The 15,825-nt window shown below is 60.0% G+C and carries 20 protein-coding genes and 1 tRNA gene; 9 read left to right on the top strand and 12 right to left on the bottom strand.

What is annotated here, in order from left to right; genetic code table 11:
* The first annotated feature begins 54 nt into the window (after window positions 1-54).
* Window positions 55-130, top strand: a tRNA-Lys gene (locus DEIDE_RS07515).
* Between the two features lie 1,240 nt (window positions 131-1,370).
* Here DEIDE_RS07515 and DEIDE_RS07520 read toward each other — a convergent pair.
* Both DEIDE_RS07520 and DEIDE_RS19860 read right to left on the bottom strand, forming a co-directional pair.
* Window positions 1,371-2,705: a tyrosine-type recombinase/integrase gene (locus tag DEIDE_RS07520; RefSeq protein WP_012693351.1), complete on the bottom strand. Its 1,335-nt coding sequence runs from the start codon at window positions 2,703-2,705 to the stop codon at window positions 1,371-1,373.
* A 481-nt stretch (window positions 2,706-3,186) separates the two neighbouring features.
* Window positions 3,187-3,420 (bottom strand): helix-turn-helix domain-containing protein, encoded by a 234-nt coding sequence (locus tag DEIDE_RS19860; protein ID WP_012693353.1) that lies wholly within the window; start codon window positions 3,418-3,420, stop codon window positions 3,187-3,189.
* Window positions 3,421-3,569: 149 nt separating this feature from the next.
* On the opposite strand from DEIDE_RS19860, the gene DEIDE_RS07530 reads away from it, so the two are divergent.
* The 6 genes from DEIDE_RS07530 to DEIDE_RS07545 all read left to right on the top strand — a co-directional run bounded on the left by DEIDE_RS07530 (window position 3,570) and on the right by DEIDE_RS07545 (window position 6,529).
* Entirely contained in the window at window positions 3,570-3,998 is a 429-nt protein-coding gene (locus DEIDE_RS07530) for a hypothetical protein (protein ID WP_012693354.1), read from the top strand.
* Window positions 3,999-4,136: 138 nt separating this feature from the next.
* Window positions 4,137-4,319 carry a hypothetical protein gene (locus tag DEIDE_RS07535; protein ID WP_041227164.1) on the top strand — a complete coding sequence of 61 codons (183 nt, stop codon included), beginning with the start codon at window positions 4,137-4,139 and terminating at the stop codon, window positions 4,317-4,319.
* A 119-nt stretch (window positions 4,320-4,438) separates the two neighbouring features.
* Window positions 4,439-4,705: a hypothetical protein gene (locus DEIDE_RS19515; RefSeq protein ID WP_041227165.1), complete on the top strand. Its 267-nt coding sequence runs from the start codon at window positions 4,439-4,441 to the stop codon at window positions 4,703-4,705.
* Between the two features lie 102 nt (window positions 4,706-4,807).
* Window positions 4,808-5,260 (top strand): hypothetical protein, encoded by a 453-nt coding sequence (locus DEIDE_RS19015; protein WP_162485415.1) that lies wholly within the window; start codon window positions 4,808-4,810, stop codon window positions 5,258-5,260.
* A 226-nt stretch (window positions 5,261-5,486) separates the two neighbouring features.
* A complete protein-coding gene (locus tag DEIDE_RS18415; protein ID WP_012693357.1) occupies window positions 5,487-6,191 on the top strand; it encodes an Ig-like domain-containing domain in 705 nt (234 codons plus the stop codon).
* A gap of 47 nt (window positions 6,192-6,238) precedes the next feature.
* Complete coding sequence (locus tag DEIDE_RS07545; RefSeq protein ID WP_041227166.1) at window positions 6,239-6,529, top strand: hypothetical protein; 291 nt, start codon at window positions 6,239-6,241, stop codon at window positions 6,527-6,529.
* 965 nt (window positions 6,530-7,494) lie between these two features.
* Here the strand turns inward: DEIDE_RS07545 and DEIDE_RS07555 are convergent.
* A complete protein-coding gene (locus tag DEIDE_RS07555) occupies window positions 7,495-7,752 on the bottom strand; it encodes a hypothetical protein (RefSeq protein ID WP_162485416.1) in 258 nt (85 codons plus the stop codon).
* A 324-nt stretch (window positions 7,753-8,076) separates the two neighbouring features.
* On the opposite strand from DEIDE_RS07555, the gene DEIDE_RS07560 reads away from it, so the two are divergent.
* Window positions 8,077-8,649: a hypothetical protein gene (locus DEIDE_RS07560; RefSeq protein ID WP_012693361.1), complete on the top strand. Its 573-nt coding sequence runs from the start codon at window positions 8,077-8,079 to the stop codon at window positions 8,647-8,649.
* Window positions 8,650-9,022: 373 nt separating this feature from the next.
* Here the strand turns inward: DEIDE_RS07560 and DEIDE_RS07565 are convergent, their stop codons facing one another.
* A complete protein-coding gene (locus DEIDE_RS07565) occupies window positions 9,023-9,367 on the bottom strand; it encodes a helix-turn-helix domain-containing protein (RefSeq protein ID WP_012693362.1) in 345 nt (114 codons plus the stop codon).
* Entirely contained in the window at window positions 9,364-9,849 is a 486-nt protein-coding gene (locus DEIDE_RS07570) for a hypothetical protein (protein WP_012693363.1), read from the bottom strand. The genes DEIDE_RS07565 and DEIDE_RS07570 overlap by 4 nt, the downstream gene beginning before the upstream one ends.
* Before the next feature lie 23 nt (window positions 9,850-9,872).
* Here DEIDE_RS07570 and DEIDE_RS07575 point away from each other — a divergent pair, with 23 nt between their 5' ends.
* Window positions 9,873-10,358 carry a hypothetical protein gene (locus DEIDE_RS07575; RefSeq protein ID WP_162485417.1) on the top strand — a complete coding sequence of 162 codons (486 nt, stop codon included), beginning with the start codon at window positions 9,873-9,875 and terminating at the stop codon, window positions 10,356-10,358.
* Window positions 10,359-10,372: 14 nt separating this feature from the next.
* On the opposite strand, the gene DEIDE_RS07580 is transcribed toward DEIDE_RS07575, so the two are convergent.
* The 7 genes from DEIDE_RS07580 to DEIDE_RS07605 form a co-directional block, all read right to left on the bottom strand.
* Window positions 10,373-10,633 carry a hypothetical protein gene (locus DEIDE_RS07580; protein ID WP_041227171.1) on the bottom strand — a complete coding sequence of 87 codons (261 nt, stop codon included), beginning with the start codon at window positions 10,631-10,633 and terminating at the stop codon, window positions 10,373-10,375.
* Window positions 10,630-10,803, bottom strand: a complete 174-nt coding sequence (locus DEIDE_RS19020; RefSeq protein WP_162485418.1) for a hypothetical protein — start codon at window positions 10,801-10,803, stop codon at window positions 10,630-10,632. The genes DEIDE_RS07580 and DEIDE_RS19020 overlap by 4 nt, the downstream gene beginning before the upstream one ends.
* Entirely contained in the window at window positions 10,800-11,018 is a 219-nt protein-coding gene (locus DEIDE_RS07585; RefSeq protein WP_012693365.1) for a hypothetical protein, read from the bottom strand. Before DEIDE_RS07585 ends, DEIDE_RS19020 begins: the two co-directional genes overlap by 4 nt.
* Window positions 11,015-11,314 (bottom strand): hypothetical protein, encoded by a 300-nt coding sequence (locus tag DEIDE_RS07590; protein WP_041227172.1) that lies wholly within the window; start codon window positions 11,312-11,314, stop codon window positions 11,015-11,017. The genes DEIDE_RS07585 and DEIDE_RS07590 overlap by 4 nt, the downstream gene beginning before the upstream one ends.
* Before the next feature lie 239 nt (window positions 11,315-11,553).
* Complete coding sequence (locus DEIDE_RS07595) at window positions 11,554-11,802, bottom strand: hypothetical protein (RefSeq protein WP_041227173.1); 249 nt, start codon at window positions 11,800-11,802, stop codon at window positions 11,554-11,556.
* On the bottom strand, window positions 11,799-12,350 hold the full coding sequence (locus tag DEIDE_RS07600; RefSeq protein WP_012693366.1) for a hypothetical protein: 552 nt from the start codon (window positions 12,348-12,350) through the stop codon (window positions 11,799-11,801). Before DEIDE_RS07600 ends, DEIDE_RS07595 begins: the two co-directional genes overlap by 4 nt.
* Window positions 12,347-15,799, bottom strand: a complete 3,453-nt coding sequence (locus tag DEIDE_RS07605) for a DUF927 domain-containing protein (protein WP_012693367.1) — start codon at window positions 15,797-15,799, stop codon at window positions 12,347-12,349. Before DEIDE_RS07605 ends, DEIDE_RS07600 begins: the two co-directional genes overlap by 4 nt.
* Between the last annotated feature and the right edge of the window lie 26 nt (window positions 15,800-15,825).

The raw sequence follows: 15,825 nt of genomic DNA on the forward strand, positions 1-15,825 counted from the left end.
CTGCCTCCGTATACTCACTCCCGCTGCGAAACGCGCCTTCAGGCGCTGCACAGCGGGTCGTTAGCTCAATCGGTAGAGCAGCTGACTTTTAATCAGCGGGTTGTAGGTTCAAGTCCTACACGACCCACCACAGAAACCCCGTCCAGTACGGGGTTTTCTCTTTGCCCTTAACCCGCTGTCATGGCCCGGCATGCCCGGCGTGGCCCAAACGCGGCCCATTCAGTTTTCAGGGGGCACCTGCAGGGGCCAGAGTGTCCCGTCCCCCAGTCTGCCCCAACCGACCCCTTGTGGGGACACAGCGTAAACACCCGAAAAATATAATTACTTCTCTATACCCCTAAGTCAGTGGGGGCATTGGGGACAGTTCGCTAAAAACAGGGCTTAAATGCCGTGCAGAACAGCATAAATCACTGTCCCCAGGGGCCTGAGGCCGCGGGGACATTCAAAATTGACCTCAAAGAGAAACACCGTCTAGAACGCTATTTCTATCTGCCCTCAAAGTGTCCCCGGACTGTCCCCAGGTGGGGACACGGCTATTGACCCATAAGCTGTGAAACAAGCAGTCTAAAAGTTTAGACGAACTGTACAGGGCGTTTTCGTAACAGGGCCTTTTCCATGGGTCGGGCCATGCTCTGCCACACCTTTAAACAGATTGCCCTGAGCGCCACCAGGTTTGATAATGCACCACACAGCCGTAAAGTCCATGAGCCCCACACCCACTTCGACTTCTTTGTTACCGATGTACACCTCAAATGGCAGGGTCCGGTTATATGAGTTTCCTTCAGGCCCTGCTTTTCCGCTCCAGTGGGACTGATTTCCCCCTATCATGCCTAGCCGCCAGGCCCCTTTAGGCGTAGTGACAATCCAGTCTTCCCCGGAACTAGGGGTAATTGGCCATTTCCAATTCACACCACGGGGGGCGAGTTGAGCGCTGCAAGTTCCCTTCTTAATCGGCCTATTGGACTCGGGTGGATAGTACTCCAGTCTTCCTTTAAGCGCCCCAGTAGGCCCAGGCTTGAGCGAACACATCCACAAGTCACGCACCATAGGCTCCGACTCCGTCATCCTCAAGACGCGCTCGCCAGTCTCTTCATCAATAACAAAGCCACCAGAGAAAATCCCGCGCGGGTTCTGGATCCGAACCCGGGTGCCGCTATTTCCGATCGAGACCAGCCAGGACTCTCCCCGCATCTTGAACTGCCAGAATTGGCCAGTCTTTCCTACCGGGACTGGTTCACCAACTGAACTTTTGGCGCGTGTTGGAGAGAAGGTAACGGATGCGAAAAAAAGTAGTACACATAAGGGAATCCGAAAGAATAGTGAACTCACAATTCAATAATAAGCGAGGCTCAACTTGTATAGTCTCACAGCTACCCTTTTCGGCGTGGGCCAGCCTTCCGTGTCTTCCGGCGAAGGGGGACCGCACCTTTTACAGTCTCTTCTTCGCCGGTCTTCGTGACCCCTTCCTGCACCGCTGGCCCCGCGTCCCCCCTCAGGTCTGCCAGGCCGTACCCCAGGCCCCGCAACTTCTCCGGCAGGGCGTGGGCGTAAATGTTCAGGGTAGTAGACACCTGAGCGTGACCCAGCAGCGCCGCCACGCTCACCGGGTCATGGCCTCGCGATATGAGGTAGGTCCCTGTGCTGTGCCTCAGGGCGTGAGGGGACAGTAGCGGCACGCCGGCGACTTCACACGTACGGCGCATGATCTGCCGTAATGAGTCCTGTCGCATGGGCCGTCCATCCACAGAGGGGAAGACCGGAGCATGGTCTTTCAGTCCTTCCCCCTGGTAGCCTTCCGCCCGCGCTTCGATCTTCACTCTTCGCCGCATGTCTTCGATCAGGGCCAGCGCGTCCCCCCCCAGGTACACCCGGCGCACCCCTGCAGCGGTCTTAGGCCCTCCCGTGTAATACGTGCCTTCAAACTCGCTGCGGGTCTTCGAGACTTCCACGAAGTCCGCGCCTGTCTTGTCTTTCTGCACGTCCGCCCAGGTCAAGGCCAGGCATTCCCCAATCCGTAAGCCTGTCAGGGCCAGGAAGGCCAGCGGCAGCGCCCACCTGTCTTTCAGCGCCGCTTCGATAAAGCGCCCCAGCTCTTCCGGATCAAAGTACTTCACCTTCGCTGCCCTGACCGTCCCGCCCTTCGTGGGGGACAGGGGCCGGGCGTATGTTGCCGGGTTGTCTCTCAGCAGGCCATCCGCTATAGCCCGCTTGTACGCGCCGGACAGCAGAACGTGAATCTGTCTCTGTCCTGAGTAGCCCAGGGGGGGCCGCACGCCCTCACCGTCCGGCGTGGGTCGCTTCTCGCTCAGCCACTCGAAGTAAGCCCGTAAGCGCCGGGCGTCTATGCCTGCCGCTTTCAGGTGGGCAAGCTCCGGCAGGACGTGGCGCGTATACAGGGCGTCGTTATTCAGGGCTGTCCGTTGCGACCAGGTGGCCCCTTTCGCCCGCATGTACTCCGTGACCATCTCACCCACGGTCAGCGTGTCCGAGACGGGCCGCTTGCCTTCCTGCGCTTCTTTCTGCGCGGTGATAATGGCCCGCTGCGCTTCCGTCTTCGTCCTGGCCGTGCCGCTGCGCCTTTCCTTCGTGCCGTCCGGGTACTGCACCCGCACGCGCCACCGGATGCGGCCAGAGGGCAGCTCTTCCATGTTCCCGGCGTGCCAGCCCTGTCGCCCTTTCGCCCGGCCTTCGCCCTTCCCTGTCATAGCCCACAGGTTAGGGCCGCAAGAGGCAGCGGGCTACCGGAAAGCCCCGGCAGGTGGGCCGCCATTCCAGCGCATGAATGCGCCCGGTATGAGCACTGAAAAGCGTTAAGAGTTGAGGTCCGGCGACGAAGTCGAATGTGCTTACTAACCACCAAATGTGCCCCTGCTGATCGATAACTTGGTATCTCCCTGTCATCAAATAGAATTTGATCTATTTCGATGTGATCCCACTGACCAACGATGCACTCCGAAATACATTCTCGTGTAAAAAGAGTTATGGTTCTATCTTCCATATCATCGGTAAACATCAACGAAAACTCTGCGCCACTACTCGATAGCTGGGTTAAAGCATGGTATGTGTGTATAGGAAAAAATTTGCGACTCTTTTTCTTCAGACTGTCCTCAAGAGCATATAGGTTGAGGCCATTTCCTTTTTTAAGGTAAGAAACCTTAACAAGAAGCTTGAAGTGCCGCACCGGCTTCATAGGTCTCTCTCCCCCACCTGCACTTCTCGGCCCGTTTCCACCGTCAGGCGAAGGTCTAAGGCTTCGAGAATCGCGGCCCAGAGGGGAGGGACGCTTCCCCCACGCGGGCCACCATTTAACGCTCGGCTGATCTCCTGAGGTGTTTTTCCCAGAGCGCGGGCTAGATCAGCACGTGTCATGTGCTTCTCGTGTAACCGGGTGTCCACCTTCGCCCTCACTTCGTCATTCATGACGCCATCTTAACACATGTGGCTAATTAGCACATTAGGCTTGCAGTATAAGCCACATGTGCTAACATTTATCTCAGCAGACAGAGACGCTTCGACCGGCAAGTTTCCGCGTCCCTGACTGACTCCCAGCCCAAAAGAGAGGAAGCAAGATGAACGATACCACCCAGCCCCGCGCCACCTTCCGACAGTGGGAAGCCACCGTGACCGACAGGGAATGCGGCGTGACCGTCTCCCGCACCGTCTATACCGTGACCCTGACCCGCACAGTAGTCGGTCTGCAGGCCACCGTAGACGGCGAAGCGGCCCCCCTGGCCCGCGCCGTGGGCATTCTGCAGGCCGCGCACACCGTCATCCTGACCGCTCAGACGCTCGAAGCCCCCACGCCCCCCACCATCGGGAAGGCGCAGGCTTCGAAGCTTCATCGCCTCTTGGCGCGGGCAGGCGTCCCCACGGGTGAGCATTACGGCTTCGCTGGCGCTGCCCTTGACCGGGCCGTGTACAGCCTGGCCGCACTGACCGAGACGGACGCCCGGCAGGTGTGGCGCTTCCTGCAGGACACCCACGCCCGCGCTGCCTGACCCACTCAGGGGGGCCACGTGCCCCCCGCTTCCCTCTCGAAGCCCTATCCGCGTACCCAGTTCACCCGGCGAAGAGGAAGACGCCCATGCGCCCGCTTCGCCCCCTGTTTCGAGGGCACCACACAGGAAGGTCCCACCATGACGCGCACGCTTACCGCGCTTTACCTGACCTGTCTTCTCTTCGCCGGGTCTGACAGCCCCCACGCTTTCACCTTTACCGTCTGTGGCGTCTACGTGGGCTTCCTGGCGCTGGCCTTCGTCTTTCGCCGTGCCATTGCTCACACGCAAGCATCTCTTCACCGTGAAGAGGCAACGCCGTGAGGAAGCCCACACCTACCAGGAAGGCGAAAGCTCGCGCCCCGCATCCTGTCTTCCCTTTCGCCGTCACCCTCCGGGCCGCTTCCCTGATCTTCGAAGGGGACGGCAGACCTGCCCTATATGTGTGCGCTGACAATTACACCGGCACACTCGGTCTGTACCGCGTCCCGGAAGACTGCCGCGTGACCGTGAAAGCACCACATCCGTTGCCAGAAGCCGGGCCGCGTGTCTTCCTGCCTGCCGGATCTGCGGTGATCTTCGAAACAGCAGACAGTAAGACCGTCCTGCCCCTACACGCCGTCCGGGTCTGCCGTGAATTACTCGAAGCCCTGGAAGTGCACGCGCACGCGCTGCAGTCGTGGAAAGCCCATCGGCAGGGGGCCGCATGAAAAGCCTGCATCCCAGGTCAATTCTTGACTTTTCCTACGAACTATCGAGGCCCAGTCCTTCAAACCAACTGTGACATACTCATACTAGGGCACAATAAGACAATGAAAAAAATTCTGACATGGTCCTTATTGCTTTCAATGTTGTGCTCTGTGGAAGCAGGAGGTTTACTCGGCTTCAAAATCTGCGCGCCGACGACAGCGAATGTTATGGTCGATTCGAAAACTGCTCAATGGCTTCCAAATGTCAAATCAGAATTGACTAAATCATTAAACACGATAAGCAAAGCTTACCGGCTTTCTGATTCGTGCAAAAATGCCGATCTGAAAGCCGAATATTTTGTTTCAATGGTTTCTACTGCTCCTGTTAAAGGCGGGGCTCGCGCGTACTCTGTCAGTTTATCTGTTTATGATCCAATTATGGAGTGGCACCTGTACCATGACCACATCATAACAATTACCTCTGCTTCTACAACAAATAACACCGAGGAGGTCATAAAATCATTCCGCGAACTTATGGATAAAATGGCAGCCACTTATTGGGAAGATAACTCATAGCTTAAATAAGCAGTCCCCAGCGCTTCCCCATATCCCAGGCAGTCCACGCGGCCCGCTGCAGCTAGTTGAAACGACGAAAAAGGAAGTCTCCTTAGAGTTTGCTCAGCGGTCTGTTGACTGATTTCTGCTTTGTCGCTTTCAAGCGCAACTAGACAGGCATCGTCTCACGTAAGCATCTTTTACAAATTGCGCCTCACCTGAAGGTGAGGCGTTGTACTTTGGAGGTATGCAAAAACGCACAGTGGTTCTGCTGCCTTTCCTGACCTTGATTGTTGCTTGCGGAGGCACAGGTGCACCTTCTGATCGGGAGGCTCCAGTTATCCGCAACCTGTACCCAACGGTCTTTAAGGGGAATCTGCAGATGGATGGCAGCATTATGGTGGCCTTCAGTGAGGAGATGAATCCGGCCTCACTACAGGCAGCGGTGAAGCTTCAGGACAGCACTGGGGCGACTGTGCCAGCCACTGTGACCACTGGGTCATCCTCCGCCAGTATCAAACCAAGCTCGGCGCTTAAATCAAGCACTTCATATACGTTAGTGGTGACACGCGAAGCGAAAGACCTGGCTGGGAACCAGCTGGCTGCGGAGTCACGCACGGCTTATATGACGGAAGCGACCCCCTACACTATCCGCCTTAACCACTTCACAGCTTCTCGGTATGACACAGCCACCGTCACAGCCACTTTCACTTATACCGGCACGGAAGAAGCGGGCAGCATTTGGGTGAGAGCCTCCTGCTCGGAGGACGGGTATTCATATCTGTCCACATCGCTGGCTACCGCTGCAACTCCCAGCAAATGGACGCCCGGGCAAACACAGAACATCTTTTTGCGCCATTCTGGAGGCTACCCCTACTTTACAGACAACACTGTCCGCTGCCGATTTTCCTCTGATGATTCAGCGAATACGCGCCGAGTCATAGTGAACTAATTGTTTGTAAGGTCAATAAAAGTTTTTCAGGACTGTTATCCTTGAGCATGCAAAAACTGAAGACATTTGGGTTGGCCCTCGGCCTGTTCGCTGGTGGCATGGTGCTCGGTCAGGCGTTTGAGGGTGACGTGGGTCCCATGATTAACCTCAAGCCAAATGAAGCTGTCAAGCGGGCGGACGCAATTTACACGGAGTACGCCGGACTTGTGGGCATGGCAAAAAGTGCCGTGCAGGTTAGTCAAGCGTCCGACGAAGCACGTGTGCGTCTGGAATATCTACAGGTTAAACAGAATGCAGAGATTATCCGCCTTCTGGGGGACCTCAAGAACAAGAAGTAATCCTCTTAGGCTCTCGAGCTCCGCCGCGTGCGGGGTTTTTTTATTCCCTTCTACAAGAGGTAACCTATGACCTGAACTAACCTCGGAGAACTCTCCGTCATCACGCCAGGAGGCCGCTGCTATAGCGCCAGTACACCTTCTTATGTGTACCCTTCACCTGTTGTGACCATCAACATCACCGGCGTGTGCAGGCCAATCGGACGGCCGGAAGGTACGCTTTGAGGTCGTCGAAGTTGCCAACTGTTCACACCTGGCTCTTCTGACGCGTCAAGAATTCCCCATTGAGGAGAAACTACAGCATGAGGCCACCTAACCTTGGCCGACACGACCTAGCACCACAGCCTGCCCCTTTCCTGCAGAAAGACCGCGCACACGATTTTCGCCAGTCACCGTCAGTACGGCACCGTCAGCCTATCTGCCCGCTCCGCCCACCAACCAAAGAGCATGACTGCACCTGTTATCAGCCCAAAAAGTAGAGCAAAACCAAGGCCAATCAGAACAAGACCTGCAGCCTCTGCTCCAGCCTCTTGAAAGGCCGCTTTGGGCCCCCGCATCCGCCACACCTTCACCAAGGTGACGACGGGTGACAGCACGATGAAGAGCGGGTACCACAGGACTGCAACGCCTCCCAATAAAACCCATCCCCAATCGGCCCAAGACATACCGCACTATCCCATTATCGAGCCTAGTCTTTCCCTTTCGCCTTCATGGCTGCCCGCTCAGGACTTCGCACAAGGCCGCATCAAACAGCCACACGGCCCGCGCATACCGGGCCACGGCCTGCCCGGCTTCACGGGTCACGCCGTCCGGCAGGTCTTCGCACACTTCCAGGTGCGCCAGTAATTCCGTGCAGCGGCCCGCCTCTTCGATGAAGTAAGCGGCGAAGGAAGGCAGGTCAGACGGAACCGGGTAAGGCTGCCCGTCCGGCAGGTCATCAAGGGCGGGGGCGCGGTGGTGTCCTTGCTTTACTTCTTGTCCATGGCGTTATCTACCATCGCATCGGTAATGGGCTCAGGAACGGACTGAAGGTCATCAGGGTGAATCACCATGCTCGTGATGATGTTCATGCTGATTTGGTCACTAGGCTGGTTCGGATCACTGTTGTTGAATTCCAAGATGTTCGGGCCGCCGCTACTGCTGAAGATTTGGTATGTGTCCACGTACTCCTGCAGAACTTCCTGTGAACCTCTGTAGGTGTGCCTTCCACCCTTGCTGGTGGTCACGACTAGGATTGGCATAATTCACTGTAGCGCTCGGTGTGGGGCGAGCCTGCCGGAGTTGCACCGCCTGCCTATCGGCATCTACTGGCCTGCATGTATCGCTTCTTGTGCATGTCCACCCCCTGTGGGTGCCTTGGAAACTCAATGAACGAACGTTGTAATCGGCTATTCCTTCAGTTTCATCTTTATGACGGTCTGCCGCGTCAGGCACTCGGATGGTCAGAGCGTAGTGTTCAATAGGCCTCCAATAGAAAGACCCCATCATTGGCAGGGTCCAGTGACGGGGGGTCGCTGGTCTTGGAGAAATCCAGTTGCTAGAGTTGCGTTATGAGAAAACTATTAGCCCTTGTGGCGGTACTCCTGCTCAGCTTTACGACCTATGCAAGCGCTGCGATCAACTTTGCCAGTCTGGAATGGGGCCTTACAGCCAACCAAGCGCACGCCATCATGCTCAAGAAGGGCTACAAGTTCGTTGCGGTAGTGCCGGTGGATGGAGCTAGGGACGTTCGGTACACAGGAATTGTGGGTACTGCCAGCGCTAACATTTTCTTGAAATATAATTCTGATGACGAACTCGCTTGCGTTACGGTTATTACGGAAGAGGTTTCCAGTCCAATGCAACTTTTCAATGCTCTGTCCTCAACTCTGACCGAGAAGTACGGAGCCCCTGAAAGTGAACAGGATAAGCGGAGTGCGCAGTTCGAGGACATTACATCGGTCACCCAGCTCTCTCAGGGCATTCGCTTGGGAGAGGTGTACATGGAAACATACTGGTCAGACGATGAGGCAGGAGTAGCCATTGAAACACTCAAGGGTGGAAACATTCGACTCGACTACTACGGACCACTTTGGCAAGATGAATATGACCGTAGGGAAGCAGGAAAAACTAACGATTTGTAAATCAAAAGGATAAGCAGAGGCCGTAAAAAGTCTCCGTTTCCTTGTACTTCTTGATTAGTGCTTTCCTATCCCACCCCACTGCCATGAGCAGGGCGGCCTCTGTGATGCATACGCGTTGACGCTCAACGCGAGTAGTGCGAACAGCCACTATTACCGACTGGCGCTTCATATGATGTGACAAGCTGAATAAGCAGATTGGTCCAAGCATTTAACAGGTATCGGGACCAGTAGTAGGCGTTAGGCCACGCGGACAATTGACTACTTTTTCTTCGCCGTAATCTCAGCGAACGCTACTGGTGAAAGACACAGCGCCCACCCTCACGGCTTCCCGCCTGCAGGATGGGCGCTTCGAACACCTGAAAAAACCTGAGGCTTACTCTTCCGCCTCTTCCAAACTCAGCAGCTCCGAGACGCCCACTGGCTGCCCGCTCAGGGCGTCAATAATTCCCGCCACGGTTGCCAAGGTGGGCAGATCAATACGCGATGTGTCCCCACGGGCCAGCCGGTACACGGTGCCTGCGTCTATGGTGCCCTGAGCTAAACCGGACATGGCGACTTGATACACGCTCAGGCCCCGCGCCTGGCAGGCTTCCCGCACCGTCACACGGGCCACGTAAGGGACAGGGCGGCAGGTGCCGTAGCCCAGGTGGGTCAGGGGTCTGCCGCCCATCGTGTAATGCCCGGCCAGCGCGTCCCCATTCTTTCCTTTCGCCGTCATGGCTGCCCCCCAATCACGCGCACCGCTGCAGCTTCGAAGCGCCACTGTGCCGTTACCCACCGGCTCATGCTTTGAGCTTCCAGGGACAACGGGACAGCGCGGGCCATTTCTTCGCCCCTCCTGGCTTCCGCTTCGAAGTACCCGGCGAAAAGAAAAGTATCAGCAGGCAGCGGGAAGGGCACACCGTCCGGCAGGTCTGCCAGCTCGCGCGCCCACACCCGCGCCTCTTCCGCGCCTGGCAGGTCCAAGGGCATGTCTTCCAGGTGGGCCAGCATGACGCGCAAACGCGCCCACAGCGCCACGTCTTCCTGAGCATCCATGCATTCCCAGAATGCCGCCCGATCTTCCCCGGTCAGCAGGTCCAAAGCGCGGGCCAGGGTGGCCGTCTTCTGTTCTTCGATCTTTACCACCCGCGCCGCGTGCCGGTCTTCCAGCACTTCAAGCCGGGCCAACGTCCCGCGCACTTTCTTCTTCGTCGTCATACGACCCCCGATACACTAAGGACATGCGGAAAAAAGGTGGGTTTCTGGTCCTGGTGGGGCTTTTGACTGCTTGTGGCCGTGAGGGCCCAATCGCCCTGAGTGTCCCGGCCAATCCTCACATCCTGCACGGAGCTTGGCGAGGCAACGTCACTTCACGGAATCAGCCCAGTCCAGTGGAAGTCATGACGTTGAATCTCACCGCTCGTTACAACACCACCGAGAAATACGACATAGACGGCTCCCTTACATTCAGGGGGAAAACCTACGATGTGGCCGGTGAAGGTGAGGGGCGGTGGGGTGCGACGCTTACGCCTCAAAGCACGCAAGGCCACCCCACTCTGTTCTGGGAGGTGACCATAAAGAAAAACGGGGAAGTGGTGGGGGACATGGTGGGGGCAAATAATCCTTACGGTTCGGTTGAACAAATCGCGGTGTTTCGCCTGTTCCCTGTCGAGACAGGACAACCCTTTATGGATGTCTACGACGCAAAGCTTTCGCGCCGACAGTAATGTCACCGATGACCTCACAAGTCACCCCAGTACACGCCTGATATGACCTTAGCCCCACCGGCAGGGGCCAGCATCAGCAGCCCACCGCCTGCCGTATGCAGGCTGCCCGCTTCCCTCAGGTCTTCCGGTGAAAGAGGAAGCGTCCGGCCCTGGCCCCCTGCTATTTCACGCCACACGCCCGCTTCTAGATCAGCCTCGAAGATGCCCATCATATCCCCCGCGTCTTCCTCACTTCGCCGGGCTTCAAGCTTCGTCAGCCTGCCGCGCCTGGTCATGGCTGGCCCCCTGCCGGATACAGCAGGACTTCACGCCGCTCAGTCCTGACGGGCACCGGCACACCGTCCGGCCCGTGATCCACGATCTGCCGTGTGATAACCACCCGCACCGCTTCCCCTGGCTGCTTCGCTGCCAGTCGGGCTAGACGCCCGCGTGTCCCTGCCTTCATGCTGTCCCCCCGATAAGTGCAGCCACACGCTGCGCCTTCTCACTGACCAGGCGACCAGCCACACGGCCCACCGTGTCCGGCCCGCCTCCCTCTTCGACGATCTGCAGGACGGCCAGCAGGAAGCCTGGAATGTCTGAGATGCGCACGTGTGACGCTTCGAACGCCCGGCGTTTCGCTTCCAGTCGGGCCAGTCGCTGCGCTTTCCTGCCGGTCATGCTGCACCCCGTCCCAGCCGTGGGCCGCTGCCTTCCTCTTCACTGCCGTCCCCTTCCAGGGCCGCTATACGCGCTTCCAGCTCTCCGACTTCCACAATGCGGGCATATGCTGCAGCCCCCTGTGAAATGGCGTGGATGGCTTTCAGGCTCAGGGCCGGGTCTTCCTCTTCCAGCAGCTCACCGGCCCGCGAGAGGGCACGCCACAGCAGGGCACGGGCATCTTCGAGGGTGCCGGGTTTGCCTCTTCGCCGGGCGCGTTTGGCCTTCCGGGCTTCTGTAGGGTTAGGGTTTGCCATGCTTCACCACCTGGCCCACAGTGGGGCCGTCTATAGAGAGGGGGGGGACCAATACGCCCCGTAAGGTTTCGAGGGCCAGCGGCAGGCCGGAAGGTGTCAAGCTGCCCGCGTGCATGTGGCTCCGTTTGTGAACTTCAACGACGGCCCGGCGAAGGAAAGACAGCCAAGCGACCCGGACAGGTAAGGGGCCACGTTTTCGAGGGTGAACAGCGTACAGGCCAGCATGTAGGCGCCCGATGTCATGCTTTCCCCTTCGCCAGGTCCAGACCCAGCCGGGGCAGGAAGGCGCGGGCCGCATCCCGGCCAAACTCGGTTATCCGGCCCCGCTCGATCATCCCGGACGACTGCGCCACGCTCAGGGCCACACGCTGCGCTGCAGGTCCGGGCGTGCCCTTCGCGGTAGCGCCTTCGATCACCTGCCGCGCATGGCTGCCAGGTGGCAGGACACGGGCGTAAGCACTCAGGACGGCCCACTGTAAGCCCGTCATGCTGCCCCCCCTTCCAGCGTGGGCAGGTCATCCCAGGCCACGGGCACGGCTGGCCCCCAGCGCTTCCCGGTGTGCCGTGACCGCCACCCGCGCCCCACCTCTTCGCCTGCGTGCAGGTAAGCGCCGCACCGTGCGCCCACGTGCAGGGCGAAAGGGGCAGGCAGGGGCCACCATGCCACCGGGTCACACGTACACGTGACCATCAGCGGCCCCCAGTCCGGCGCATCTTCCGCACGCGTACAGCTTCCACAGCGGCCCGGCTGTGCGCTGATCTGTGCCCAGTCCGGCAGGACGCGGCCTTCCGTTGTGTTTGTAACAGAGACGCCCGGCAGAACTTCCGGCGAAGGAAGAGACGCTCCCCCCTGCCCTTCGTCTTCCTTCGCCGTGAGGTAGGCCAGCACGTCCCCTTTTCCAGCCTGCAGGGCGTTCAGGAGGTCAGCAGGGGGCCGTTTGCCGGTCAGGGCCAGCGTGCCCCCCTGGCCCACAGACAGACGTACCCCGCAAGCTTCCAGGGCTGTCAGAAGGCCGCGCACGTCTTGGCCGATCACAGCGTCACCACGCCGGGCAGATCTGCGCCTTCCTCGATATCTGCCAGGTCTTCGAGGGTCAGGGTGTGAGGGAAGTCCGGCGAAGCGAAAGACGCGCCCCTTATAAGAGGAAGTGTCCCCATTGTCCCCAAACAATCAATAAAAGTATTAAAGCTGGGGACAGAGCGGGACACCGTGCTAGACGTTCTTTCTTCGCCGTCTGTCCCCAGTGTCCCCAGATTGTACGCTTCCGGGTCTATGGGAAGCCTCAGCGCCACGAAGCGCCCACGCTGTCCCCGTGCAGTGGCCTTGTAGTGGGGCCGCACCCGTCCGGGCCTTCCTTCGCCGCCTTTCTCCACCTCACAGCGCATGAAGCCCTGAGCGTGAAAGCGGTCTTTCATGTTCCCGTACAGGGTGGAGGCGTCCGGCAGGACGGCCCCGCCCTGCGCCTGTGCGGCCCGCTGCAGCTCCCCGTGTAAGGCGTCCGGCAGGAAGTAGCCCCATTCGTCCCCGCCCGTCCGGGCGTAATACCCGATCAGCCGCGCACCGGGCCGCGTGCGGAGTTCTACCCCTTCGCCGTGTTCCGTACGCCAGGTCTTCGCCTGCCAGCCGTACAGGTGGGCCACGTCTTCCGGTGGGGCGTGCGCCTCTTCGCCGCTGGCTTCTTCGAGGAAGACCGCGCCCTGACTGAGCAGGCCAGCCAGAAGAGAGAGGGCTCGTGTTACCGGGTCTTCGTCCTGCAGGTGTGCGCCCTGACCGCCTGCCGTGTCCCTCAGGGCCGCGACCACCCGCGACCACATGCGGGCCGCTGCGTCTTCCGTGATGGCCCTCACGTGTACGGCGAAGGTCAGGAAGGCCGCGTGTCCGTATGCCAACTCTGCCGCTGCGGGGCCGGTGCGCCCGTGTGCGCCTTCGAAGTGGGGGGCCAGGTCCCGTGTCATGGCCTTATGCGCCGGGCTGCCTACCCGCACTGCGTCATAGTGCGCTGCTATCCACTGCACGAAGCCGGCCATAGCCAGCGCATAAACCCCCTGCCCGGCTTGGTCCTCTGCTTCGTAGTACGCGGCAGACATGGCCGGGTTGTGGATGAGTTTGCGCTCTACCGGCACCACGACCACCCGCGCCCGGTTGGAATGCCCACGCGGTAGCGTCTCACTCGACGACATGACCGTACCGCGTGGCGCTAGTCCTGCCTGCCGCTTCCGGTCTATCCCCATGCGCCCTCGTCCCGTGCCATCTGCCACGCCCTGTAGGGTCTTTGTCAGGTTGCCGTGGGCGCGGTTCACGTCCGTCTGACTGCCCCCCGGCTTGAAATCATCAATCATCAGCAGCGCGTCCTTAATCGTGTGGGCCGTCTTTTCAAGCGCGTTCGCTGTGGACAGCCAGCCTTCCGGCAGCCGGTGCCGGTTCCAGTCAGCTCCGTAGTGCGCCTGTATCAGACCCATCAGCGCCGTCTTATTCCGGCCTGTCTCGCCTGTGGCCCATACGGCGAAGTCAGCTCGGCCCAGCGGGGCACGGTAAGCCGCACCCAGGACCGGCACACCCACCGCGTCCGGCGCAAGCTCCAGGAGAGCTAGTGACGCCCGCACGGCCTGGCGCACGTCTTCCTCTTCGCCGTCCTGAGGGTCTGGCAGTGCATAAGCGTTCAGACCCGGCCCTAAGTCCACTTCCACGCCCTGGACAGCTCCACGCGCCCCGATCACCGCGCCCGCGGTCAAGTACACCGGGCCGTGGTCCGGATGCATCAGCCAGCCTGTGTGGGCGTAGACGGTGCGCTGTGTGATGCCCAGGCGCTTACTGAGGTGCTGTATCGCTTCGCGGGCTTTGTCTTTGCGTCCCTGCCCGTTCCTGACGATGGCTTCCGCGCCGTACACTCGCACGGGCCAGTTCATGCCGCTAAACTCTGCCGCGCTAATCATAGGGGCCGTCATGGGCCGCATGGGCTGACCGTCTGCCCAGCGTCCGGCTACCTCAAAAGACAGCGGGGCGTCCCCGGTGCCGTCTTCCTGGCTGACCTGCGAGACGATCAGCGCGGAGAAATTACAGAGGGCTTCCGCGCTTTCGTACACTTCGCCGTCTTCGTCTTTTTTCATGCTCAGGGCGCACAGCACGCCACCGCGAAGCCCGAAGCCTTCACGTTTGGACAGCCACACGTCCCCCTCTTCGCCCTGGCCATCCGGGCTGCCTTCCTGCCCGTCTTCCTTTGTCTGAGGCTGCCAGGGCTGCGCCAGGTCCAGCGCGTCCAGCAGCTTCACCCCACGCCAGGCCGCGTAGCGTCCTGTCGTCATGCCCACCGTGTCCGGCATATTCCCCAGTGCATCACAGGCGTCTGCTATCAGGCCCTCACCCGTGCCCCCGTCTTCCACGGCGAAGGGGAAAGCCTGGCCGGTCTTCGTGGGGCCGAGCTGGTAGACCTGTGCCCCCTGAGCGGCCAGCACTTCGCCCCACTTCACGCGGGCCGCGTCCCCTTCCGCGTCCGGGTCTGCGTACAGGTACACCCGCGCTCCGGCTTCGATGTGGGCCACGTGCGGCCACGCCACGGCAGACGCCACGCCCTGCACTTCCCACCCGTGGGCGCGGGCGTCTGGCTGCAGGGCCAGGGTTCCCCGGCCCGCCGCTTCCAGCATGACGGCCACGGCCACAGCGTTTAACTCCCCTTCGACGATCAGCACACGTCGTCCCTGGCTTTCGTCTTCGCCGCCCACGCGGGCCACAAACGCGGGCGTACTCTGTCCCGCTGTGGCATACACGTACCGCTGAGCGTTGACCACTTTCAGGGCTTCCTTATCGCCGGGGTTCCTGGCTTTCACTGCCCAGGGCGTCCCGTCCGGGCCGGGCACCTCGAAAGACAGCGCCCCCGGCAGGATGTGGCGCGGCAGGCTGCGACGTTTCCCGCCTTCCTCTTCGCCGGTCCAACGGTAGGCTGTCAGCAGGCCGGAAATCAGGGCACCGCTCAGGCCGCGCCGGGCCACTTCCTGCGCTTCGGGGCTGTCTTCGCCCACCTCGATACGCTGCCAGCCCCTCAGGGCCGCATGTCGTTTGCTGTCTTCCAGAGGGTGCAACTTTTCCAGAGCAGCGCGTGCTTTTGCCAGTCCTGCCGCCTTCCGGCCTGAGTGCTTCCAGGGCGCGGGCGTCTTTCCTTCGCCGGGCGTGCGGTCTTCGTCCGTCAGTCCGGCCCATTCGATCAGCCGGGCCACCGCATCAGGCTTCGAGAGGCCCGCCGACTGCAGGAAGAGCAGAGCGCCGCCCTTAAATTCATCAGCCCCGAATCGGAAAAAGACCGACCCACCGTCCCCCATCTTGTAAGACAGAGATGCGTTCTTTTCCTCACAGCCAGGCCGGAAGTCGCACACTTGGCCGTATGTCCGGCTGCCCTGCATGTGTGGCGCAGGCTTTCCCAGGTACGCGGCCAGATGTTCCAGCACATCCCCAGGCGTCAGCAGTTCCAGGGCGCGATCAAGGGCACTCACTGGCCACCCCCACCGGCAGGGGGACA

The organism is Deinococcus deserti VCD115 (genome assembly GCF_000020685.1).
In the GTDB taxonomy this organism is placed as follows: Bacteria; Deinococcota; Deinococci; order Deinococcales; family Deinococcaceae; genus Deinococcus; species Deinococcus deserti.